We start from the raw sequence: 20,419 nt of genomic DNA, 5'->3' as shown, positions 1-20,419 counted from the left end.
CGGGCCCGCCCCGGCGGCTCGGCGGCAGGGGTCAGGGCCGGTAGCCCAGCAGCGGCCAGTAGACGAAGGCGGCCAGCCAGGTCAGCAGGAGCTGGATGACCGAAGCGGGCACGCCCGCCCGCAGGTAGTCGCGGATCGTGTAGTATTCGTACCCCACCGTGATCATGCCGGTGGGCGTCTGCGTGGGCAGGAGGAGGCCCGGACCGGCCGTCATCACCACGACCATCCCCGTCCACACCGGATCCAGCCCCCAGCCGCGGGCCAGGGTGAAGGCCAGCGGCAGCCCGACCGCGATCATCCCCAGGTTGTTCACGAAGCCGACGCGGATCAGCAGGACGAGCGGCGCCACGACGACGGCCACCGCCGCCGGCGAGGGATGGGACACCACGCTCAGCGCCGCGACGGTCAGCCAGCGTCCCGCGCCGGAACGCTCCAGCGCGTCGGCCAGCGCCAGGGAGACCCCGAAGAGCACGATGACGTTCCAGCGCACCGAGGCCATCGCCCGGTCCCAGGAGAGCACCTGGACTCCGGGCAGCAGCAGGAGCAGCGCGCCGATCATCCCGGCCTGCGGGGTGGTGATCCCCCACCGCGGGCCGACGACCCAGAGCAGGAAGATCGCGGCGAAGACGGCCAGCATCTTGCGCTCGGGTCCGGCCAGCGGCCCGAGCCGCCGGAGCTGGTCGGCGACGTACTCCGCCCCGGCCGTGAGCTCGCCGCGCTCCGGGGGATACAGCCACAGCAGCAGCCGCCACACGGCGACGGTGAAGACCAGGACCGGCGGGAAGAAGGCAATGAGCCAGCCCACATAGGTCCACTGCATGCCGAGGCGTGTGCTGAAGAGACCCGCCGCATAGACCGTGGCGCCCGCCGCGGTCATCAAACCGATCCCGGCCATGATGGAGAGATGGGAGGTGCCGATGAGCATGGCCTTGGCAAACCGCGACGAGGGCGGAATGCGCGCCGCCTCGATGATCCCGAGCACCACCGGCAGGAGCATGGAGATGCGCCCCGCCGCCGTGGGGACCATGAAGGACAGCACGGCGACGGCGCCCAGCAGGGCCAGCAGCACGGCCGCCGGCCGCCCGCCGGCGCGGTGGAGGAGGAGCAGGGCGATCCGCCGGCCGAGCCCGGTCTCGGCCATGGCCTGCGCCAGGATGAAGGTCACCACCAGCAGCCAGATGAACTCCGTCCCGAACCCCGCCACCGCCCGCCCGAAGGGCATCACGCCCAGCAGCGTGAGCAGGGTGACGATGAGCAACCCGCTCAGCGACGGATCCTGGACGCCGCTGGCCCAGAAGATCACCGCCGCCAGCAGCCCGGCCAGGGCGAAGGCCCCGGAGCGGGACAGGCCGTCGGGCAGCGGCGCCGCCGCCGCGGCCAGGAAGGCCAGGATGAAGATCGCCCAGGGGATCCAGCCCAGCGACGGCCGTGCGGCAACGAGTTCGTCCGGGGGAATCCGGTCCTCCGAGACCGCGGGCATCAGATCGACCGCACGAGCCCGCCGTCCACGAGGAGGCTCTGCCCGGTGATGTACGAGGCGCGGGGGGAGGCGAGGAAAACCACCGCCGCGGCGACCTCCTCGGGGGTACCGTGGCGGCCCAGCGGGATGCCGGCCGCGTCGTCGGCCAACGCCTGCTCCACCGGAACGCCGCGCCGCTGCGCCTCCCCGGTCAGGCGCTCCCTCCGCCGCGGGGAGAGGATCCGGCCGGGGGCGACGCAGTTCACGGCGATCCCGCGCGGGCTCAACTCCTCGGCCAGGCTGCGGGTGAGGTTGTGCAGGGCCGCCTTCGCCGCGTTGCTGGCGGCCTGTTGGAACTGGGGCTGCTTCCCCGAGGCCGCGCCCAACAGCACGATGCGGCCCCCCTGCGGGATGTGGGGGACGACCAGGCGCACCAGGCGCACGGCGGCGAAGAAGTTGAGCTCGAAGGCTTCGCGCCAGGTCTCCTCGCCCACCTCCGGGAAGGCGCCCCGAAAGCTGCGGCCCACCGCGTTGATCACGGCGTCGAAGACGCCCAGGAACTCCCGCGCCTCGTCCACCATGCGCTGCGCCTGATGCTGATCGGTGATATCGGCGCAAATCTCCCGCACGGCGCCGCCCCGGGCCCGCACCGCTTCCGCCGCGGCGCGGAGCGCCCCGGTATCCCGGCCGACCAGGGCGGTTCGCGCGCCCTCCGCCCCCAGCAGCTCGGCCACAGCGCGGCCGATCCCGCGGGTGCCGCCCGCCAGCAGCACGCCTTTGCCTTCCAACTGCAGGTCCATCAGGCGGACGGGGAGGCCGCGGCGGCGGCGCGGGCGCGGCGGTCCTCCCGCGCCTGGCGCACGATCGGCCACAGCAGCGTGATGACCGCCAGAACCAGCAGGGCGGCGGAGATCGGACGGGTGAAGAACACCCAGGGGTTGCCCAACGAGATCAGCAGCGACCGCCGCAGGTTCACCTCAACCATGAAGCCCAGGACCAGCCCCAGCACCATGGCCAGGATGTTGAAGCCGAAGCGGCGCATGCCGAACCCCACCACCCCGGTGGTCAGCACCACCCAGACCTCGAACATGCTGTTGTTGATGGAGTAGGCTCCCACCAGGACCAAGCCGAGGATGCCGGCGTACAGCAGCGGCGGGCGGACGTTGACCAGAGCGATGGACGGCCGCAGGGCGAGAAAGCCCAGCACGAGCATCATGACGTTGGCCACGAGCATCCCCACGAACAGTCCGTAGACGACCTGGGGCGTCCGCTCGAAGAGGGCCGGGCCGGGCTGCACGCCGTGGAGCATCATCGCCGCCAGCATGATCGCCGCCGAGTTGCTCCCCGGGATGCCGAAGGTCAACAGCGGAATCATCGCCGTGCCGGTGACGACGTTGTTCGCGGTCTCCGGCGCGGCGACCCCCTCCAGCGACCCCCGGCCGAACTCCTCCGGGTGCTTCGACCACCGGCGGGCCTCGTTGTAGGCGATGAAGGAGGCGATGGCGCCGCCGCCGCCCGGCAGCAACCCTTCGATCGTCCCCATCACGATCCCGATGAAGGCGGCCACGCGCAGTTTCCACAGCTCGGCCAGCGTGGGCAGGTCGGTGGTGTACCGGCCGCGGATCCGCTCCCAGTCGATCCCCTCGGCGACGCGCGTGAAGATCTCGGAGACCGCGAAGAGGCCGATCATCCCGGCGACCAGCTGCACGCCGCCCAGCAGGTCGATCGTGCCGAAGGTGAAGCGGGGGGTCCCGGAAAAGGGATCCGTCCCCGCCGTGGCCACGATCAACCCCAGCACCGCGGAGATCGTCCCCTTCACCAGATCCCGGCCGACGAAGCTGCTGATCAAGGCCAGGCCGAACACCCCCAGGGCGAAGTACTCGGGCGGGCCGAAGGCCAGCGCCACCCTGGACAGCGGCACGGCCAGGGCCACCAGGATGAAGACGCTGATGACGCCGCCGATGGTCCCCGTGATGAGCGAGACGCCCAGGGCCTTGCCGCTCTGGCCCTTCTTGTGCAGCACGTAGCCGTCGATCACCGTGGCCGCGGCGCCGGGGGTGCCCGGCGTGCTGATCAGGATGGCCGTGATGGAGCCGCCGTACATCGCCCCGATGTAGACGCCGGCCAGCATCATCAGGGCCACGGTGGGGTCCATGCCGAAGGTCAGCGGCAGCAGCAGCGCCATGGCGATGGAGCCGGAGATCCCGGGCATCGCCCCGCCGAGGATGCCCCAGGCCACCCCCAGGAGCATCATCAGCAGCGACAGCGGCTGGAAGGCGATCTGGGCGCCGAGGGCAAACCGCTCCAGCACGGCGACCTCCTCAGGGTTTCCCGCGCATCGGCGCTAGCGCAGCGGGCCCATCGGCAGCAGCACGTGCAGGGCCCGCCCGAAGACCAGGTAGAGCACGGCCGTGATCCCCAGGGCCGTGCCGATCAGCGTCGTCCAGTCCCGCAGGCCGAGGATCCGGATGACGGAGCCGAGCAGCAGCGGGGTGGCGATCAGGAACCCGGCCCGGGGCATCAGGAGGGCGTAGACGACCACCAGGGCCAGGACGCCGGCGAAGACCCCGATGCGGATGGCGGGCGGGCGGGACGGATCGGAGCGTCCCGCCAGCGCCCGCACGATGAGGAGCACGGCCAGGATCCCCAATGCCAGGGCCAGCAGGCGTGGGAAGAACGCGGGGCCCAGGCGATCGGAGGCGAAGCCGCGGCGGATCAGGAACGACTGCTGCGCGTAGAAGAGGCTGAAGAGGAGCAGCCCCACTCCGATCGCCAGATCCGCCCGCCGCATCGCCGCCTCCTACTGGATGACGCCGATCTCCTTCATGTAGCGCCGCAGCTCCTGGTTCATCCGGTGGAGGTAGAGGTTATACTGGACGTGGTCCATGTACGCCGGGAGCAGGTACACGGAGGTGTAGTAGGCCCGGTAGGCCGGCCGGGCCAGGACCCGCTTGATCGCATCTTCCCAGAAGGCGATCGCCGCCGGATCCATCCCCTTGGGTCCGAGGAGGCCCCGGAACTTGGTCACGACGATGTTCACCCCGAGTTCCTTCGCCGTGGGGATCGTCGTGCCCGGCAGGCGGTTCTCGGTGAAGGAGTTGACCACCCGCACCTGACCCGCCTGCACCTGGGAGGCGACCTCCGCGTACTCGCCCACCCCCAGGTCGACGTGACCGCCCAGCACGGCGAGCAGGAGGTCGCCGCCGCCCTCGAAGGTGACCGGCTGGACCTGGACCTTGGCCACCTTCTGGAGCTGGTGGGCGATCATGTGCTCCACCGACCCGGGCGTGGCCGCGCCGAAGCGGACGGTGCCGGGCCGCTGCTTCGCCGCGTTCACGATGTCGGTCAACGTCTTCCACGGCGAGTCGGTTTTGACGTAAAGGATCATCGGGTCAAAGAACACGTTGGCCACGGGCTGCAGGTCGAGGAAGGTGTGGGGGGTCTTGGTCAGGATGGGTGTCTGCAGGAAGGTCGGCGTGCTGCCGTAGAGGACGTAGCCGTCCTTCGGACTGGTGGCGACGTAGGTCACCGCCCGGGCCGACGAGCCGCCGCTGCGGTTCTCGACGACGATCGGCACGGGGACAATGCCCTCCAGGTACTTGGCCAGGTTGCGGAGGAAGATGTCTCCTCCCGCTCCGGGGCTGCTGTGGGTGACCAGCGTGATCGGTTTGGTCGGATAGGACCCCTGGCCGACGGCGACGGTCCCCGCCGCCAGAACCATCAACAGGATGAGCCCCGCGATCCGTGCCTGTCCCCTCATGACGCTCCCCCCTTCACTGTGGGCGGTCTACGGTGCCTCCCTCGCGAACAGCGGATCTCCGTTGTCGAGCACGAGGCGGTCGTCCAGCATCAGCGTGGGACGCAGCAGGATGATGTCCAGATGCACCGCGCTCTCCACCACCCCGGCCAGGCTGAGGTTGTCGCCCAGCGCCACGTGGGCCTGCCCCAGGCGCTTCTTGATCTCCCGCGACTTGGGGATCAGGCGGCAGGCTGGATTGGTCCCCAGGGCCAGTTCCGCGGCGAAGTTGCGCGCGCCCGGATCCTTGCGCGCCAGGATGGCCGCCAGCGCCTGGGCCTGCGCTCCGCCCTCCACCCGGACAATCTCGCCGGCGCGGACCTCCAGCCGGAACGGCTCGGTCACCTGGCCGATCTTTTCGATCAGGTACGGGTTGACCAGTACGCCCTCGGTGCGCCCCTCCACGGGCGCGATGGCCGCCTCGCCGTCCGGCAGGCCGGAGAACTGTCCCGGCTCGCGGGCGAACCCGGAGAGGGCGAAGGCCGGGCGGCCGGTGAGGTCCAGCGTGAGATCGGTCCCCTCCGGCGTGGTGAGGCGGGCCCGCGTCGCCGCGCCCAGCAGGGTGACGCCCCGGCGGGTGATGCGGTCCACCTCCTCGTAGTCCGCGGTCATCCCGCCGCGCACCATCATCTCCTCGTCCACCTCGCGGATGTTGCAGACCCGGGCCCCCGCCCGCAGCGCCTCGCGTTCGGCGTTGGTGTGGGTCATGGAGTGGGAGGTCTGGACGATGATGCAGTCGGCCTCGCGCATCGCCGCGGCCACGGCCGGCGGCGGCTCCTCCCCGCCCATCTCGCGGGCCGGCATGGCCACCACCACCGTCTGCAGCCCGTACAGGGTCGCCGTGGCCGTGAGCAGCTCGGTGATGGAGCGCGGCCGTTCGAAGTCGGTGACGATCACCAGGCGCTCTCCGGGGCGGACGGCCAGCACCTGTTCCATCATCCGCCGCGCCGTCGGGGCCATCGCGGCCAGGTTCACCGCCGCCCTCCCCCGTTCATCCGTTCCTCCCGCGGCTGCGCCCCTGCAGGAGGAGCTGCGCCCGGGCCGCCCGCCAGGCGTGCATGATGTGCTCCTCCACCAGCGCCCGGGCACCCGGCGCGTCCCGGCGCTCGATCATCCGGACGATGGCTTTGTGCTCGCTGATGGAGCGGGAGCGCCGGCCCGGATAGGACAGCGACTCCACCCGGAGCAGGACGATGCGGTCGCGCAGGTTGGCGATCAGCCCCTGCAGCAGCCCGTTCCCGCAGCCGGCGGCAATCGTGTCGTGGAAGGCGTTGTTGGCGGCCAGGATTCCCTCGGGACGCCGCCGCTGCAGGGCGCGTTCCGCGTCCCTGATGCACCTCCGCAGGCGCTCTACGGCCTCCTCGTCGGCGCGCAGGGTGAAGAGGGCCGTGGCCTGGCCCTCCAGCGCGGCGCGCGTCTCGTAGAGTTCCCGGGCGCTGTCCAGGGTCGGCCGGGTCACGACGGGCCCCCGGTAGGGGACGGTGGTGACCAGCCCCTCCAGTTCCAGCTTGCGCAGCGCCTCGCGGATCGGGGTGCGGCTGACCCCCATCCGGCCCACGAGTTCCCGCTCGCGCAGGCGCTGCCCGGGCTGGAACCGGCCGCTGAGGATCGCCTCGCGCAGCTTGCGGAAGACCAGTTCGCGGGCCGGCAGGTTCTCGGTCAAGAGCAGGTCGGTCATGCGCCCAGGGCCTCCACTACGGCGTTTCCGACCGCCTGGGTCGTGTGCCGTCCGCCCAGGTCCGGGGTGCGGAACTCGCCCTGGCGCACGACCCGCCGCAGGGCCTCGAAGACCGCGCCCGCGGCCTCGCCCTCGCCCAGGTGCTCCAGCATCAGCGACGCCGTCCAGATCGCCGCCATGGGGTTGGCGATGTTCTTCCCGGCGATGTCCGGCGCCGACCCGTGGACCGGCTCGAACATCGAGGGGTGGCGACGCGTCGGGTCCAGGTTGGCGCTGGCCGCCAGCCCCAGGCTCCCCTGCAACGCCGCGCCGAGGTCGGTGAGGATGTCGGCGAAGAGATTGGAGCCGACCATGACGTCGAACCGCTCCGGGTGCAGGACCATCTGGTAGGCGGCGGCGTCCACGTGCAGCTTCCAGACCTGGACGTCGGGGTAGTCGCGGGCCACGACCTCGGCCACCTCGTCCCACAGCACCGCGGTGTACTGCAGGGCGTTCGACTTCGTGATGTGGGCCAGCCGGCGGCGTCGGCTCCGGGCCAGCTCGAAGGCGTAGCGCAGGATCCGCTCCGTGCCGCGCCGGGTGAAGACGCTCGTCTGCAGCGCCACCTCGTCGGGCGTCCCCTGGTGCACCCGCCCGCCCACGCCGGCGTACTCGCCCTCGGTGTTCTCCCGTACGAACAGGATGTCCACGTCGGAGGGCGCGCGCCCGGCCAGCGGCGAGGGAATGCCCTCCAGCAGGCGGATCGGCCGGACGTTGGCGTACTGGTCGAAGGCTTTGCGGATGCGGAGCAGCAGGCCCCACAGCGAGACGTGATCGGGGACCCGGGGATCCCCGATCGCCCCGAGGTAGATCGCATCGTGGTCGCGCAGCCGGACCAGGCCGTCGGTGGGCATCATCACGCCGTGCCGCAGGTAGTACTCGCACCCCCAGGGGAACTCCTCGGCTTCCATCGTGAAGCCGAACCGCCGTCCCGCCGCGTGCAGCACCTTCAGCCCTTCCGGAATGACCTCCCGGCCGATCCCGTCCCCGGGGATGACGGCGAGGCGGTAGCGCCTCACGGCGCGGTCCCCGTGAGCATCGGCATCAGGTCGGCGACCCGCTCGATCTCCCGGATCGCCCAGAGGTGGACCAGGGCGGACTCCGCCGTCTCCGTCGGCATGACCAGCGTGGCGCAGTCCAGGAACTTCTCCCGCAGGTCGTCGCGGGTCATCGGCTTGCGCGGGTGCCCCTTCGCCTTGTCGGCGTAGCCGGCCAGCGTGCGCCCGTCGCGCAGCGTGATCCGCACCTTCATGCGCATCTCGTTGTAGCCCAGGGCCTCGATCTCCGGATCCACATAGACGTGCACGCGCTCCATCAGCGCCCGCGTCCGCGGGTCCTGGACCTTGGCGTCCACGAACTGGGCGATGCCGGCGCGCCGCTCCAGGACGCCGATGGCCATCTGGAACTGCAAGCTGAACTTCCCCTCCAGCGCCGTGGTCGGCCGGGTGTGGATCAGGGCGTTGGGCACGTGGGAGTTCACGCCCACGTCGATCCGCTCCACCTGCTCGGGCCTGATGTCGTGCTCCCGGACCAGGTCCAGCAACACATCCTGCGCCGGATGGGACAGGGACCCGGAGGGATAGGGCTTGATGGAGATCCCGGGGTGGATGAAGAAGTAGGGCGCGCCGAGTTTGCCCTCGATCCTCGCCGGATCGTAGCCGCCGGCGGCGGCGCTGTAGAACCCCCGCGGCGCCTCCAGGATGTTCTTCGCCGCGGTCCAGCCGCGCCGCGCCAGGAGCACGGCAAACAGCCCGTTCTCCGCGGCCCGCCCGGCGTGAAAGGGCTTGGTCATCGTGCCGAAGTTCTCCCGCAGCCCCGCGCTCATGCTGGCCGCCAGCCCGAAGGCCCGCAGCGTCGCATCCAGGTCGCAGCCGAAAATCCGCGCCGCGGCCGCCGCGGCGCCGAAGCCGCCCATCGTCGCCGTGGAGTGGAAGCCGTCCCGGTAGTGGCGGGGGTGGACGGCATCGGCGATGCGGCAGGCCACTTCGACACCGACGATGTAGGCGTCGAGCAACGCCGCGCCTGAGGCGCCGGCCCCCTCGGCGGCGGCCAGCGCGGCGGCGAGGACCGGGACGGTGGGATGGGTCAGCAGCCCGTAGACGCTCTGCGGGTCGGTGGCCAGTTGCGTGTCGTCGTAGTCCATGGCGTGGCCGGCCGTGCCGTTGGCCCACGCCGCCAGCTGCAGCGGGGCGCGCAGCCGGCTTCCCAGCACCGTGGCCTGCGCCGCTCCGGCGATCTCCCGCAGGTGGGCGCGGACCAGCCGGCCGCTCTCTTCCGCCGCTCCGGCCAGCATCACGGCGATCCCGTCCACGAGGTGGTTGGTGGCCAGCTCTCGAACGTCGTCGGGGATGGGCCTCGTCTCCAGGGCGAAGCGGGCCAGTTGTTCGGTCACACCCATGCGTGCACCTCGGCCAGGCCGGGCCGTGGAGTGCGGGAATTGGTATACAATATACTTCTTGCCCGCGGCGACTCCTCCACCGGGGTTGATGAGGCGTCCAGCAGGAGGGCGACGATGGTCAGACTGGCCGCGGTCATCGGGGATCCCACCGGCATCGGGCCGGAGGTCCTGGCGAAAGCCCTGGCCGACCCGCCGGAAGACGCCCTCCTCCTTGTGGGAGACGCCCGGGTGTGGGAGCAGGCCCGGGGCGTGGCCCGCCTGCCGCTCCCGCCGCGCCCCGCGGTGGCGCCGGAGCCGGTGACCGCAGACGGGGTGCCCTTCCTCGACGTCCCCGCCGACGACCGGACCTGGACGATCGGCGAGATGAGCCCCGCCGCGGGCCGGGCGGCCGGACGATGGATGGAGACCGCGGTGCGGCTGGCCCTCCGGGGCGCAGTGGACGCTGTGGTCTTCGCGCCGCTGAACAAGCAGGCGCTCATCCGCGCCGGCCACGCCGTGCGCGACGAGTACGAATTCGTGGCCCGCCTGGCGGGGGTGGAGGAGTACGACGAGATGAACGTCATCCCCCACCCGGCGGCGCCCGACTCGGGCCGGCTGCTGTGGGTGGCCCGCGCAACCTCGCACATCCCGCTGCGGGAGGTCGCCCCGCAGATCACCCGGGAGCGGGTCCTGCGCGCCATCCGCCTGGCGCACCGCGTCGCCACCCGGGCCGGGGGCCGAGAGCTGCGGATCGGCGTGGCCGCGCTCAATCCCCACGCCGGCGAGGGCGGCCTGATCGGCGATGAGGAGGAACACGCGATCACGCCCGCGGTCGTGGCCGCGATCACCGAGGGGATCAACGCCATGGGGCCGATTCCCGCCGACCACGTCTTCCGCCTGGCGCGCGCCGGCCGGTTCGACGTCGTCGTTTCCATGTACCACGATCAGGCCCAGATCGCGACGAAACTCCTCGGGTTCGAGATGGGGGTCAGCGTCGGCGTGGGACTGTCCTTTGTGCTGACCACCCCCTCCCACGGCACCGCCTTTGACATCGCCGGTCGGGGGGTCGCCGACCCGCGCCCCATGGCCCGGGCGCTGCGGATCGCCTCGCTGCTGGCGCGCGGCGCCGACGAACGCCGGAAGAAACCGGCCCCTTCGGGCGGTTGAAAAACACAAGTGTCCCCGACTCGGGAGGTGGACCACATGCTGCGCCTGACCTGGTTGATGGCCGCGGCCCTCGTCACCCTGGGCGCCGGCGCCGGTGCCGCCGCCGCGGATGCGGTCACCCTGCGCTACTATGGGCAGTCCTTCTTCCTGCTCACCACCGGCGGCGGGACCCGCGTCGCCATCGATCCCTTCGGAACCATCGGCCTTCCCATGCCCTCCGGCGTGGAGGCCGACGCCGTCCTGATCACGCACGAACACGGCGACCACAACAACGCCGGTCTCATCGGGGGGAAGGCGAGGGTGTTCCGCGGGCTGACCACGAACCCCCCGGGGTGGAATACCATCCGCGAGCGCGCCGGCGACGTTCTGATCTACAGCGTGCCCGCCTTCCACGACGACGCGGGCGGGACCACCGGCCGCGGATTCAACACCATCTTCGTCCTCGAGGTCGCCGGCCTCCGGATTGCCCACCTGGGAGATCTCGGCCAGGCCCAGCTCACCGAGGGGCAGCTCCGCGCCCTGGGCCGCATCGACGTCCTGCTCATCCCCGTGGGCGGCGCGCCCTTCACCATCGGCGCGGCGGAGGCGACGCGGATCACGGATCAGCTCAACCCACGCGTGGTCATCCCGATGCACTACAAGACCGCGGCGCGGCCGCAGTGGCCGGGCTCGGATGAGCAGCCGTTCCTGGCCGGCAAACCCAACGTGCAGCGCGTCGGCCACACGGTGACGTTGACGTCGGCGACGCTCCCGCGCGAACGGACGATTCTGGTCATGGCCTACCAGTAGAGCAGGGGCACGAAACCCGAAGGAGCCCTCGCGGAAGGTGGCGTCGGAGGAGACGACGGGATGATTCGCCTCCGCCGGTTCGGCGAGGTGACCCAGCTGGCCATGGCCCGCACCGTCCTGGGCCGTCCGCTGTACACCGCCTGCGCCTACTTCCTGGACGGGTTGCTGGTGGACGACGGGCCGCCGGCCACCGCGGGAGAACTGACCCGCGTCCTTGCCGACCTGGAGGTCCGGCAGGTTGTGCTGACCCACGCCCACGAAGACCACGCCGGCGCCAACCCCGTGCTGCAGGCCCGGGGCCTCACGCCGCTGGCCCATCCCCGTGCCCTCGACCTCCTCGCCCGCCCCCCGGACCAGCGGCCGTACCAGCGGCTGGTGTGGGGACGGCAGCCCCCCTCCACCGCGGCGCCGCTGGGGGAGGAGGTCCGCACGAAGCATCATTACTTCCGCGTAGTTCACACGCCCGGGCACAGCGCCGACCACATCAGTCTCTTTGACGAACGGACCGGATGGCTGTTCGCCGGCGACCTCTTCCTCAGTCCCTACGTGAAGGTGATGCGCCTCGACGAGAACCCGCACCAGACCATCGCCTCGCTGCGCCGGGTGCTGGCGCTGCCGGTGACGACGCTGTTCTGCGCCGGCGGAAAGGTGGTCGAGGACGGACGCGCGGCTCTGCAGCGGAAACTCGACTTCATGGAGCGCCTGCGCGACGAGGCGCGGGCGCGGGCGGCCCGGGGGATGAAGCCGACCCGGATCCGGCAGGAGTTGCTGGGCGAGGAGACCTGGTGGCCGCTCGCGACCTCCGGCCACTTTTCCAAGCAGAACCTGATCGACGCCCTGCTGCGGGACGAACCGCCCGCGTCATAGCGGGGAGTCCAGAGGGAAGGCGCGCGGGGCGAACAGCCGCAACGGGCGGTTCACCGCCGCCCCGTCCGGTCGCTGTCGGCTTTCACCGTGTCGGGGCGGGCTGCTGGTCGTGCAGTCCTACAGGCCGCCGCAGGTAGCGACCGCGGGGTGGTGCGGCGACCTTGCCGTCCGCGTACACCACCCGGCCCCGCAGGATGGTGTGCGTGGGCCAGCCCCGGACCCGCATCCCGGCGAAGGGCGTGAAGTCCTGGGCGGAGAGCAGCACCTCCGGCGTCACCGTGTGTTCGCGGTCCGGGTCGATCACCGTCAGGTCGGCGTCGCTGCCCGGCGCGATTGTTCCCTTGCGTGGGTAGAGGGCGAAGGCCCGGGCCGAGTTGGCGCTGGCCAGTTCGGCGATCCGCGTCAGGGGCAGGCCCCGCCGGTGATGGCCCTCGGAGATCAGATAGGGATACAGCAGCGCCGTCCCGCCGAACCCGGGCAGCGCCCTCCAGAGGTCCTCGCCCTTCTGCTCCTCGAAGCAGCAGGCGTGGTCGCTGACCACGGTGTCGATGCGGCCGTCGAGGACCGCCGCCCACAGCGCCTGGCGGTCGTCCTCGGTGCGGATCGGCGGGTTGACCTTGCCGATCATCCCGCCGGCCGTGGCGTAGGTCAGCGCCAGGTGGTGCAGCGTCGTCTCCAGGCGGATGTCCAGATGGGGATACTCGCGCTTCGCCTCGGAGGCCGCGGTGATCGCCTCCCGGCTGCTCAGGTGCAGCAGGTTCACCGGACAGCGCAGGGCGTCGGCGAGGATCACCGCCTCCGCCATCGACAGCCGCTCGGTGAGCGGGGGCCGCGCCCGATGGTAGGCCTCGAGGCCGGTGAGGCCCGACTGCTTCACCTGTTCGATGAAGACGCGGATCAGTTCGGCGTGCTCGCAGTGCAGCGACAGCGAGATCCGTCCGGCGCGGCCGTAGCGCTGCGCCGCGGCGGCGACCTGGGCCATGAAGAGGTAGAGGTGGCCGAGGTCGTAGCTGTCGGCCATGGTGTACTCGCTGCCGCGCGTGCTGTCCGCGGTGAGGTTGAGGCCCTTGTAGAACATGTAGTACTTGAAGGAGGCCACGCCCTGGGCGCGGACCAGCCAGTCCACCTCCTCCAGCTGCTGGCCGGTCATGATCGCGATGTGGAACCCGTAGTCGGTGTGGGCGCGGCCCTCCGTCAGGGCCAGCACCTCCGGGAAGATCTCGCGGTAGGGGCCGCTCTTGTTGAGGTAGTGCTGCCCGGTGCGGAAGTAGCTGATCACTGTGGTCACCCCGCCGGCCAGCGCCGAGCGGGTCTCCGAAGCGGCGTCCTCGGCCATCGAGCGGTAGATGCCCAGGTGGAAGTGGGAGTCCACCGCGCCCGGGAAGACGAGCCTGCCCCGGGCGTCCACGACCTCCGCCGCCTGCGCCGGATCGATCGCCTCGGCCAGGGCGGCGATCTTCCCCTCCCGGACGCCGATGTCGCAGCGCACCGCGCCGGTGTAGGGGATGACCGCCGTGCCGTTGAGCACCGCCAGATCGTATCGCGCCATCGCCCCGCCTCCGCTAGAGATCCTTGAGGTAGCGCTCCTCGCGCCGCTGGAACTCGGGCAGGCCGAGGAGATCGTTCAGCTCCGCGAACGAGAGCATCGACTCCCGCAGGGGCTCCGTGGTGCCCTGCTGGCGCAGCACGGCCATCACCCGCACCATGGCCGCCGCGGCGGCCCGGACCGCCGCGCCGGGAAAGATCACCAGCCGGTAGCCCATCGCCTCCAGCTCCCGCGCCGACAGCAGGGGGGTGGCGCCGCCCTCCACCATGTTGGCCATCGCCGGAGGCGGCAGGGCCCGCGCCAGGCGTTCCAGCTCCGCGCGGCTCTCCGGAGCCTCGACGAAGAGGATGTCCGCCCCGGCCTCCTTGTAGCGCAGCGCGCGCTCCAGCGCGGCGTCGAATCCCTCCACGGCCCGCGCGTCGGTGCGGCCGATGACCAGGATGCCCTCGCGCCGCGCGTCCACCGCGGCCTTGATCTTCCCCACCATCTCCTCCGTCCGGATCACGGTCTTGCCGGCGAGGTGGCCGCAGCGCTTGGGAAAGGTCTGGTCCTCCAGCTGGATCGCCGCCGCCCCCGCCCGCTCAAACTCCCGCACCGTCCGGCCGACGTTCAGCGCGTTGCCGTACCCGGTGTCGCCGTCGGCGATGAGGGGCAGGCGCGTCGCGTCCGCAATCGCCGCCACCCGCGCCACCGTCTCGCTCAGGCTGACCAGTCCCAGGTCGGGCATGCCCAGGTGGGTGTAGGCGAACCCGGCCCCGGTGAAGTACAGGGCTTCGAAACCCGCCCGCTCGGCGATCCTGGCGGCGAGGGCGTCGTGCACGCCGGGGGCGACCAGGATCTCCGGCCGCGACAGCCGCTCCCGCAGCGCGGGCCCGGTCATCGGGGGAGCCCCAGCCGGCGCAGGGTGTAGGGCACGATGCCGCCGGCCTCCAGGATCTCCCGCGAGATCCCGGCAAGACTCTGCAGGGGGAGCGTCTGTCCGCTGCGCAGGTTGGTCAGGGTGCCCCCGGCCAGGTCCAGTCGCAGGCGGTCCCCCCCGCGGATCCCCGACGTCTCCGGGACGATCGCCGCGGGGAGGCCGTTGTTGATCGCGTTGCGGAAGAAGATGCGGCCGAAGGACCGGGCCACGACCGCGGCGACCCCGACCTGCTTGAGCGCCATCACCGCCGCCTCCCGGCTGCTGCCGCACCCGAAGTTGAGCCCCGCGACCACGAAGTCGCCCGGTCGCACTCGCCGGGCAAAGGACGGATCCAGGCCGGCCATGGCCACGCTGCCCACCTCCTCCATCGGACGGTCCAGGAACGCGCCGGGCAGAATCTGATCGGTACTGACGTGGTCGCCGAAGACCCAGGCCTGTCCCTCGTAGACGCCGCTCACAGGAGCTCCCTCGGATCGGTGATGCGCCCGGTTGCGGCCGAGGCCGCCGCGGTCAGGGGCGAGGCCAGGTAGATCTCCGCGCTGCGATCGCCCATGCGCCCCGGGAAGTTGCGGGTCACCGTGCTCAGGCACCGCTCCCGGGGGCCGAGCAGCCCGGAGTGCAATCCGGCGCATGCCCCGCAGCCCGGGGCCTGCAGGATGGCGCCGGCTTCGAGCAGCGTCTGCAGGGTACCGTCCTGCAGCGTCTCCCGCACCACGCGCAGGGTGGCCGGGGCGATCTGCAGCGGGATCCGCGCCTTCCGTCCCTGCAGCACGCGCGCCGCGGCGCGCAGGTCGGCGGCCTTGCCGCCGACGCAGGACCCGATGTACACCCGGTCCAGCTCGATGCCGCCCAGGTCGCCCGCGGGGACGATACGGTCCACGTTGGGCGGGACGGCCACCAGCGGGGGGCTATCCGTCATCGCGATCCGGTACTCGCGCTCGGGCACCGCGTCTTCGTCGCCCGCCACCGGCCGTCCCTGCGCCCGCGCCGCGGACTCCAGCTGCTCCAGGATCACTCCCCTGGGGGGGACGATGCCGTTCTTGGCGCCCATCTCGATCGCCTGATTGGCAAGCACCGCCCGCTCGTCGAGGTCCAGCCCTTCCACCGCCGGGCCGTCGAACTCCACCGCTTTGTAGATGGCGAAGTCGGCGCCCAGGCGCCGCAGGACCTCCATGGCCATGTCGCGCCCCGTGAGGTAGCCCGGCAGCGGCCCCTCGAAGCGGATGCGCACCGTCGGAGGCACGCGGAGCCAGATCTGCCCCGTGACCAGCACGGTGGCCAGCTCGGTGGCGCCGACCCCGACGGCCAGGGCGCCGGCGGCGCCCGCGGTGACGGTGTGAGAGTCGGCGCCGACGACCAGCATGCCGGGTCCGACGAGACCCTGCTCCAGCAACAGGTTGTGCATCACCCCCACGCTGTCGAAGAAGTGGGGCAGCCGGTGCTCCCGCGCCCAGCGGCGTGTCGCCGTCACGATCTCCGCCTGCCGGGGATTCGCGGCCGGGACGAAGTGGTCGATGGCCAGGACGATCTTCTGCGGATCCCACAGCCGGCCGCCGAGACGGGCCAGGGTCTCTCCGATCCGCCGCGGTCCGGAGGAGTCGTGCATCGCCGCCAGGTCCACCGTCGCCCAGACCTCCTCCCCCGGACGCACCCGGTCGCGCCCCGCGGCGCGGGCGATGATCTTCTCGGTGAGGGTCATCGCCCCCGCGGCCATCAGCGCGCCCTCGCCCGGGGCAGACCCGCCGGCCCGTAGCCCAGGGCCGCAGAGATCTGTCGGGCGCCCTCACGGACCAGGGTGATGAAGCTTCGCACCCGGTCGGGCGTGAAGCGGTAGGTCGGCCCCGAGATGGTCAACCCGGCCACGACGCGGCCTGCGCCGTTGCGGATGGGCGCGCTCACCGCGGACGCCCCCGCCACGCGCTCATCGCTCGTCACGGCATATCCGCGCCGCCGGATCTCGGCCAGGCTGCGCCGCAGGCGGGCCGGGTCGACGATCGTCCGCGGCGTGAAGCGGTGGATCCCCGCAGCGAGCACCGCCTCGATCTCCTCCTCGGGCAGGTGGGCCAGGAGGACCTTCCCCGACGCGCCGGCATACAGGGGCAGAGGGCGGCCCAGTTCCACGGCGTGACGGATGTCCTGGGGACTCTCCGCCTTCTCGATGCAGATCCGGTGCCGGTCCACGACCACGTTGAGGTTCACGGTTTCTCCCGTCCGACGGGCGAGCTCGTGGATCACGGGCAGGGCGACCTGGCGCACGTGGGTCTGCGCCAGAAAGAGGTTCCCCAGTCGAAAGGGCGTCAACCCCACACGGTACCCTGCGGTGGCCGGGTCGCGCGCCAGGAAGCCCCGGCTGACCAGAACCTGGACGAGCCGATGCACCGTGGCCTTCGGCAGCCGCACAATCCGGCTCAGCTCGGAGATCCCCATCTCGCGGCCCTCGCGCAGAAAGGCCAGCAGGATGTCCAGGGTGCGCTCCGCGGCGCGCGCCGATCCCCCGGCGGGGAAGGAGCGCGGGGTGGAACTGCCTCGCCCCGCCGGGGCCCGGCGCCGCATCGCTACTTCTGCGGGCAGAGATCCGCCGTGGTCAGGACCACGGGCGGCGTGCTGGCGTAGTCGCGGTCGGTGACGAGGACCTTCTTGAACCCGCCCTCATACATCGCCACGCCGGCCCGCATGTCGGCCTGACCGCACCGGGTGAAGCCGTAGGTCCCGTAGGGCAGGACGAACTTCTCGCCGGAGAGGATCTTCTCCGCGGCCGCGATGTTGTTCGTGGTCCCGGCCTTCTCCATCGCCTGGCGGACCAGGTGCACCGTGCCCCACCCCCAGCCGTTGTCCCGGGTCGCCCGCCGGCCGAAGGCCTTGAGCACGGCCAGCGCCATCGTCTTCGGCTCCCGCTCCGGCTCGGAGCGGCGGAACCGGCGCTCGTCCACGCCGTCGTCATAGAACCAGGGGGAGTAGAACCCCTTATTCCGGTCGCCCACGGCTTCCATGTAGGGCGTGTTCTCCAGCAGGTCGCTGCCGTAGAACCCCTGGGTGAGACCCAGTTCGCGGTACTGCAGGGTGATCCCGATCATCTCGCCCAGGAGGCCGATGGCCAGCAGGGCCTGGGCACCCGACCCCTTGGCCCGGGTGAGAATGGTGCGGAAGTCGGTGGCCCCGAAGCTGAAGTACTCCGGCTCGGCCACGAACCGGCCGCCCAGCTTCTCCAGAACGGCCCGGAACTCGGTGACCATCGACCGGCCGAAATCGGTGTTCTGCCCCATGGCGAAGAAGGTCCGGTGGTTGTTGGCCAGGACGGCGTACTTGGCCAGCGGCGCCATCTCGATCTTGGCCTGCGGACCGAGGCGGACCGAATAGACCGCTCCCGCCTTCTCCCGGGCCGCCCCCGTCAGGTCCGTGGCGAAGGCGTAGATGATCTGCGGAATACGGGCCTGGGCGAAAATCGGCTGCGCGGCCAGCGCCGCGGAGCTGCAGAAACTGCCGCCGACGAAGTCCACGCGGCGCGCCACGAGCCGGTTCGCCGCCTCCGTCGCGCCCTGGGGGCTGCAGCGGTCGTCTTCGTAGACGAGCTCGATCCGGACGCGCCGGCCGCCGATGCTGATCCCTCCGGCGTCGTTGATCTGCTTCGCGGCCAGGTCGGCGCCTTCGCGCACACCGTTGCCCTCCGCCGCCGCCGCCCCGGTCAGCGGAAGGAAGAACCCGATGGTCACCCGGTCGGCCACCGCCGCCCCGCCCGCCCCCGGCGCCGCCAGCAGCGCCGGGATCAGCACGGCGGCCAGCAGGCCCACCGCGCGCCTCCCTGCTCTCCGTCCTGCGCTCCCCATACCCCTGCCTCCCCCCGGACGTCATTGCGTCCCATCATGTGGAACAGCAATCCATGTCCCCTTGGCGTGTCCGAGTTGGACGCCGGCCGGCCCCCCTCCTCCCGCAAGGACGCGCCGCGCAGGACACCGAACGCACCAGAGGCATGGGGCTTGTCACCCTCCTCCAGTACCTCGTCAACGGGGCCTTCGTCAGCAGCGTCTACGCGCTCATGGCGCTGGGGCTGACCCTGATCTTCGGCGTCATGCAGATCGCCGACTTCGCCCAGGGGGCGCTGTACATGCTGGGGGCGTACGTGAGTTTCTACATCACCAACCGGGCCGGGCTCAGCTATTTCCTCTCCCTCCCGGCGGCGATGGTAGGGGTGGCGCTGATCGCCGTCCTGAACCACCTCGCCGTCTACCGCCCGCTGCGCCGGGCCGGAGGGGCCACATCCTTCGTCGCCGCCCTCGGCATCCTGCTCATCCTGCAGAACATCGCCCTGTGGGTGTTCGGGGCCGACTACCGCCTGATCCGTTCGCCCTTCGGGGACGGCAAAGCGGTCGTGCTCGGGGCGGTGATCACCCACCAGCAGCTCTTCATTGTCCTGGTGACGGCCGGGCTGATCCTGGCCGTCTGGCTCTTCCTGCAGCGGACGCGCCCGGGCAAGGCGCTCCGGGCCATGTCCCAGAACCGGGACGCGGCGGCGCTGGTCGGGATCAACCCCGACCGGATTGCCGTCATGACCTTCGCCCTGGCCGGGGCCCTGGCCGGAAGCGCGGGCGCGCTGGTCTCTCCGCTGCGGGCCTTCGACCCCCACATCGGGGCGCTGGCCATTCTCAAATCCTTCGCCATCGTCATCTTCGGGGGGATGGGGAGCATCTCGGGCGCGCTGCTGGGCGCCCTCATCGTGGGGCTGGCCGAGACCCTGACCGCGGCCTACGTGGCGGCGGAGTACAGCGACCTCGTGGCCTTCATCCTGATGATCCTCGTCCTCTTCCTGCGTCCCCAGGGGCTGCGGGGCGCCGCGGCGCCGTGAAGCGGCTCCTCCTTCTCGCCGCGGCCGCCGCCGCGCCCTTCGTCTTCCCGACGATCGCCCAGCGCCATCTGCTCATCCTCATCGCGATCAACGTCATCCTCGTGGCCAGCCTGGACCTCCTCATGGGCACGGCCGGCCTCCTCTCCCTCGGGCACGCCGGCTTCATGGGCATCGGGGCCTACACCTCGGCGCTGCTGGCCCTCCACTACCGGATCCCGTTCCTCCTGGCTCTGGCCGCCGCGGCGCTGGCCGGGGGGCTCGCCGGACTGTTCATCGGCTACCCGTCGCTGCGCCTGCGGCACCACTACTTCGTGCTGGTCACCTTCATCTTCGGCATCATCCTGACCCTGCTGTTCACCAGTCTGGTGGGGGTGACGCGCGGCCCGATGGGCCTGCCGGGCATCCCCTTCGCCACCATCGGCCTGCCCCAGGTGGGCGCGCACACCTTCAACACCTTCCGGTCCAAGGTGGACTACTACTACCTCGTCGCCGGGGCCGCCGGGGGCGTCCTCTGGCTGCGCGGCCGGCTGGTCCGCGGCCGGCTGGGGGCCGCGCTCATCGCCATCCGCGAGGAGGAACAGCTGGCGATGGCCGTGGGGATTCCCACCCACCGGTACAAGGTCCTGGCCTTCGTCATCAGCACCGCCATCGCCGGCGCGGCCGGCTCGCTGTACGCCCACTACGCCACCTTCATCAGTCCCGAGGTCTTCACGTTCGTGGACTCCTTCAATTTGTTCGTGATGAACATGATCGGCGGGGCGGGGACCCCGGCCGGTCCCGTGGTCGGCCCGCTGCTGCTCACGGTGGTGCGCGATACCCTGCGCAACATCTCGCCGGTGGCCGCGGAGATCGCCTTCGGCGCCTTCCTCATCGCGGCCATCGCCTTCCTCCCGACGGGGCTGATGGGGGCCCTGCGCCGGTCGGCCGGCCGGGGGCGCTGAG

The 20,419-nt window shown here is 71.4% G+C and carries 20 protein-coding genes; 5 read left to right on the top strand and 15 right to left on the bottom strand.

The window, feature by feature from the left end:
* Positions 1-31: 31 nt before the first annotated feature.
* From QN141_11980 to QN141_11940, 9 genes are read right to left on the bottom strand one after another with little or no spacing between them, the layout of a single operon-like run.
* A complete protein-coding gene (locus QN141_11980; protein MDR7559195.1) occupies positions 32-1,480 on the bottom strand; it encodes an SLC13 family permease in 1,449 nt (482 codons plus the stop codon).
* On the bottom strand, positions 1,480-2,259 hold the full coding sequence (locus QN141_11975; GenBank protein MDR7559194.1) for an SDR family oxidoreductase: 780 nt from the start codon (positions 2,257-2,259) through the stop codon (positions 1,480-1,482). The genes QN141_11980 and QN141_11975 overlap by 1 nt, the downstream gene beginning before the upstream one ends.
* Complete coding sequence (locus QN141_11970) at positions 2,259-3,770, bottom strand: tripartite tricarboxylate transporter permease (GenBank protein ID MDR7559193.1); 1,512 nt, start codon at positions 3,768-3,770, stop codon at positions 2,259-2,261. The genes QN141_11975 and QN141_11970 overlap by 1 nt, the downstream gene beginning before the upstream one ends.
* 33 nt (positions 3,771-3,803) lie before the next feature.
* A complete protein-coding gene (locus tag QN141_11965; protein MDR7559192.1) occupies positions 3,804-4,250 on the bottom strand; it encodes a tripartite tricarboxylate transporter TctB family protein in 447 nt (148 codons plus the stop codon).
* Between the two features lie 9 nt (positions 4,251-4,259).
* Positions 4,260-5,219 carry a tripartite tricarboxylate transporter substrate binding protein gene (locus QN141_11960; GenBank protein MDR7559191.1) on the bottom strand — a complete coding sequence of 320 codons (960 nt, stop codon included), beginning with the start codon at positions 5,217-5,219 and terminating at the stop codon, positions 4,260-4,262.
* Between the two features lie 27 nt (positions 5,220-5,246).
* Positions 5,247-6,230, bottom strand: coding sequence for an aminopeptidase (locus tag QN141_11955; GenBank protein ID MDR7559190.1), 984 nt, complete (start codon positions 6,228-6,230; stop codon positions 5,247-5,249).
* Between the two features lie 16 nt (positions 6,231-6,246).
* Positions 6,247-6,933 carry a GntR family transcriptional regulator gene (locus tag QN141_11950; protein ID MDR7559189.1) on the bottom strand — a complete coding sequence of 229 codons (687 nt, stop codon included), beginning with the start codon at positions 6,931-6,933 and terminating at the stop codon, positions 6,247-6,249.
* Positions 6,930-7,991 (bottom strand): tartrate dehydrogenase, encoded by a 1,062-nt coding sequence (locus tag QN141_11945; GenBank protein ID MDR7559188.1) that lies wholly within the window; start codon positions 7,989-7,991, stop codon positions 6,930-6,932. The genes QN141_11950 and QN141_11945 overlap by 4 nt, the downstream gene beginning before the upstream one ends.
* Entirely contained in the window at positions 7,988-9,370 is a 1,383-nt protein-coding gene (locus QN141_11940; GenBank protein ID MDR7559187.1) for an MmgE/PrpD family protein, read from the bottom strand. The genes QN141_11945 and QN141_11940 overlap by 4 nt, the downstream gene beginning before the upstream one ends.
* A 114-nt stretch (positions 9,371-9,484) precedes the next feature.
* On the opposite strand from QN141_11940, the gene QN141_11935 reads away from it, so the two are divergent.
* Genes QN141_11935 through QN141_11925 form a run of 3 tightly spaced genes read left to right on the top strand, consistent with a single transcriptional unit; the run spans position 9,485 to position 12,172 of the window.
* Entirely contained in the window at positions 9,485-10,516 is a 1,032-nt protein-coding gene (locus QN141_11935) for a 4-hydroxythreonine-4-phosphate dehydrogenase PdxA (GenBank protein ID MDR7559186.1), read from the top strand.
* Positions 10,517-10,552: 36 nt separating this feature from the next.
* Positions 10,553-11,305 (top strand): MBL fold metallo-hydrolase, encoded by a 753-nt coding sequence (locus QN141_11930; protein MDR7559185.1) that lies wholly within the window; start codon positions 10,553-10,555, stop codon positions 11,303-11,305.
* A 60-nt stretch (positions 11,306-11,365) separates the two neighbouring features.
* Positions 11,366-12,172 carry an MBL fold metallo-hydrolase gene (locus QN141_11925; GenBank protein MDR7559184.1) on the top strand — a complete coding sequence of 269 codons (807 nt, stop codon included), beginning with the start codon at positions 11,366-11,368 and terminating at the stop codon, positions 12,170-12,172.
* Between the two features lie 82 nt (positions 12,173-12,254).
* Here QN141_11925 and QN141_11920 read toward each other — a convergent pair whose 3' ends face one another.
* Genes QN141_11920 through QN141_11895 form a run of 6 tightly spaced genes read right to left on the bottom strand, consistent with a single transcriptional unit; the run spans position 12,255 to position 18,425 of the window.
* Positions 12,255-13,721, bottom strand: coding sequence for a dihydroorotase family protein (locus QN141_11920; GenBank protein ID MDR7559183.1), 1,467 nt, complete (start codon positions 13,719-13,721; stop codon positions 12,255-12,257).
* Between the two features lie 13 nt (positions 13,722-13,734).
* Positions 13,735-14,598: an oxaloacetate decarboxylase gene (locus QN141_11915; protein ID MDR7559182.1), complete on the bottom strand. Its 864-nt coding sequence runs from the start codon at positions 14,596-14,598 to the stop codon at positions 13,735-13,737.
* Positions 14,595-15,095 (bottom strand): 3-isopropylmalate dehydratase small subunit, encoded by a 501-nt coding sequence (leuD, locus tag QN141_11910; GenBank protein ID MDR7559181.1) that lies wholly within the window; start codon positions 15,093-15,095, stop codon positions 14,595-14,597. Before leuD ends, QN141_11915 begins: the two co-directional genes overlap by 4 nt.
* Complete coding sequence (locus tag QN141_11905) at positions 15,092-16,351, bottom strand: aconitase/3-isopropylmalate dehydratase large subunit family protein (protein MDR7559180.1); 1,260 nt, start codon at positions 16,349-16,351, stop codon at positions 15,092-15,094. Before QN141_11905 ends, leuD begins: the two co-directional genes overlap by 4 nt.
* On the bottom strand, positions 16,351-17,190 hold the full coding sequence (locus QN141_11900; protein MDR7559179.1) for an IclR family transcriptional regulator: 840 nt from the start codon (positions 17,188-17,190) through the stop codon (positions 16,351-16,353). Before QN141_11900 ends, QN141_11905 begins: the two co-directional genes overlap by 1 nt.
* A gap of 2 nt (positions 17,191-17,192) precedes the next feature.
* Positions 17,193-18,425: an ABC transporter substrate-binding protein gene (locus QN141_11895; protein MDR7559178.1), complete on the bottom strand. Its 1,233-nt coding sequence runs from the start codon at positions 18,423-18,425 to the stop codon at positions 17,193-17,195.
* Positions 18,426-18,604: 179 nt separating this feature from the next.
* Between QN141_11895 and QN141_11890 the strand changes: the two genes are divergently transcribed.
* A complete protein-coding gene (locus tag QN141_11890) occupies positions 18,605-19,477 on the top strand; it encodes a branched-chain amino acid ABC transporter permease (protein ID MDR7559177.1) in 873 nt (290 codons plus the stop codon).
* Positions 19,474-20,418, top strand: a complete 945-nt coding sequence (locus QN141_11885; protein ID MDR7559176.1) for a branched-chain amino acid ABC transporter permease — start codon at positions 19,474-19,476, stop codon at positions 20,416-20,418. Before QN141_11890 ends, QN141_11885 begins: the two co-directional genes overlap by 4 nt.
* The last annotated feature ends 1 nt before the right edge of the window (position 20,419 follow it).

The sequence above is a fragment of the Armatimonadota bacterium genome, from assembly GCA_031459765.1.
In the GTDB taxonomy this organism is placed as follows: domain Bacteria; phylum Sysuimicrobiota; class Sysuimicrobiia; order Sysuimicrobiales; family Kaftiobacteriaceae; genus Kaftiobacterium; species Kaftiobacterium secundum.
The sequence above is the reverse complement of the archived record's forward strand: the minus strand, read 5'-3'. Positions and strand labels throughout refer to the sequence as shown.

Coding starts and splice junctions, on each gene's coding strand:
- QN141_11890 (MDR7559177.1), top strand. CDS start 18,605: ATGGGGCTTGTCACCCTCCTCCAGTACCTCGTCAACGGGGCCTTCGTC.
- QN141_11905 (MDR7559180.1), bottom strand. CDS start 16,351: ATGGCCGCGGGGGCGATGACCCTCACCGAGAAGATCATCGCCCGCGCC.
- QN141_11960 (MDR7559191.1), bottom strand. CDS start 5,219: ATGAGGGGACAGGCACGGATCGCGGGGCTCATCCTGTTGATGGTTCTG.
- QN141_11920 (MDR7559183.1), bottom strand. CDS start 13,721: ATGGCGCGATACGATCTGGCGGTGCTCAACGGCACGGCGGTCATCCCC.
- QN141_11900 (MDR7559179.1), bottom strand. CDS start 17,190: ATGCGGCGCCGGGCCCCGGCGGGGCGAGGCAGTTCCACCCCGCGCTCC.
- QN141_11980 (MDR7559195.1), bottom strand. CDS start 1,480: ATGCCCGCGGTCTCGGAGGACCGGATTCCCCCGGACGAACTCGTTGCC.
- QN141_11950 (MDR7559189.1), bottom strand. CDS start 6,933: ATGACCGACCTGCTCTTGACCGAGAACCTGCCGGCCCGCGAACTGGTC.
- QN141_11915 (MDR7559182.1), bottom strand. CDS start 14,598: ATGACCGGGCCCGCGCTGCGGGAGCGGCTGTCGCGGCCGGAGATCCTG.
- QN141_11925 (MDR7559184.1), top strand. CDS start 11,366: ATGATTCGCCTCCGCCGGTTCGGCGAGGTGACCCAGCTGGCCATGGCC.
- QN141_11940 (MDR7559187.1), bottom strand. CDS start 9,370: ATGGGTGTGACCGAACAACTGGCCCGCTTCGCCCTGGAGACGAGGCCC.
- QN141_11930 (MDR7559185.1), top strand. CDS start 10,553: ATGCTGCGCCTGACCTGGTTGATGGCCGCGGCCCTCGTCACCCTGGGC.
- QN141_11975 (MDR7559194.1), bottom strand. CDS start 2,259: ATGGACCTGCAGTTGGAAGGCAAAGGCGTGCTGCTGGCGGGCGGCACC.
- QN141_11935 (MDR7559186.1), top strand. CDS start 9,485: ATGGTCAGACTGGCCGCGGTCATCGGGGATCCCACCGGCATCGGGCCG.
- QN141_11965 (MDR7559192.1), bottom strand. CDS start 4,250: ATGCGGCGGGCGGATCTGGCGATCGGAGTGGGGCTGCTCCTCTTCAGC.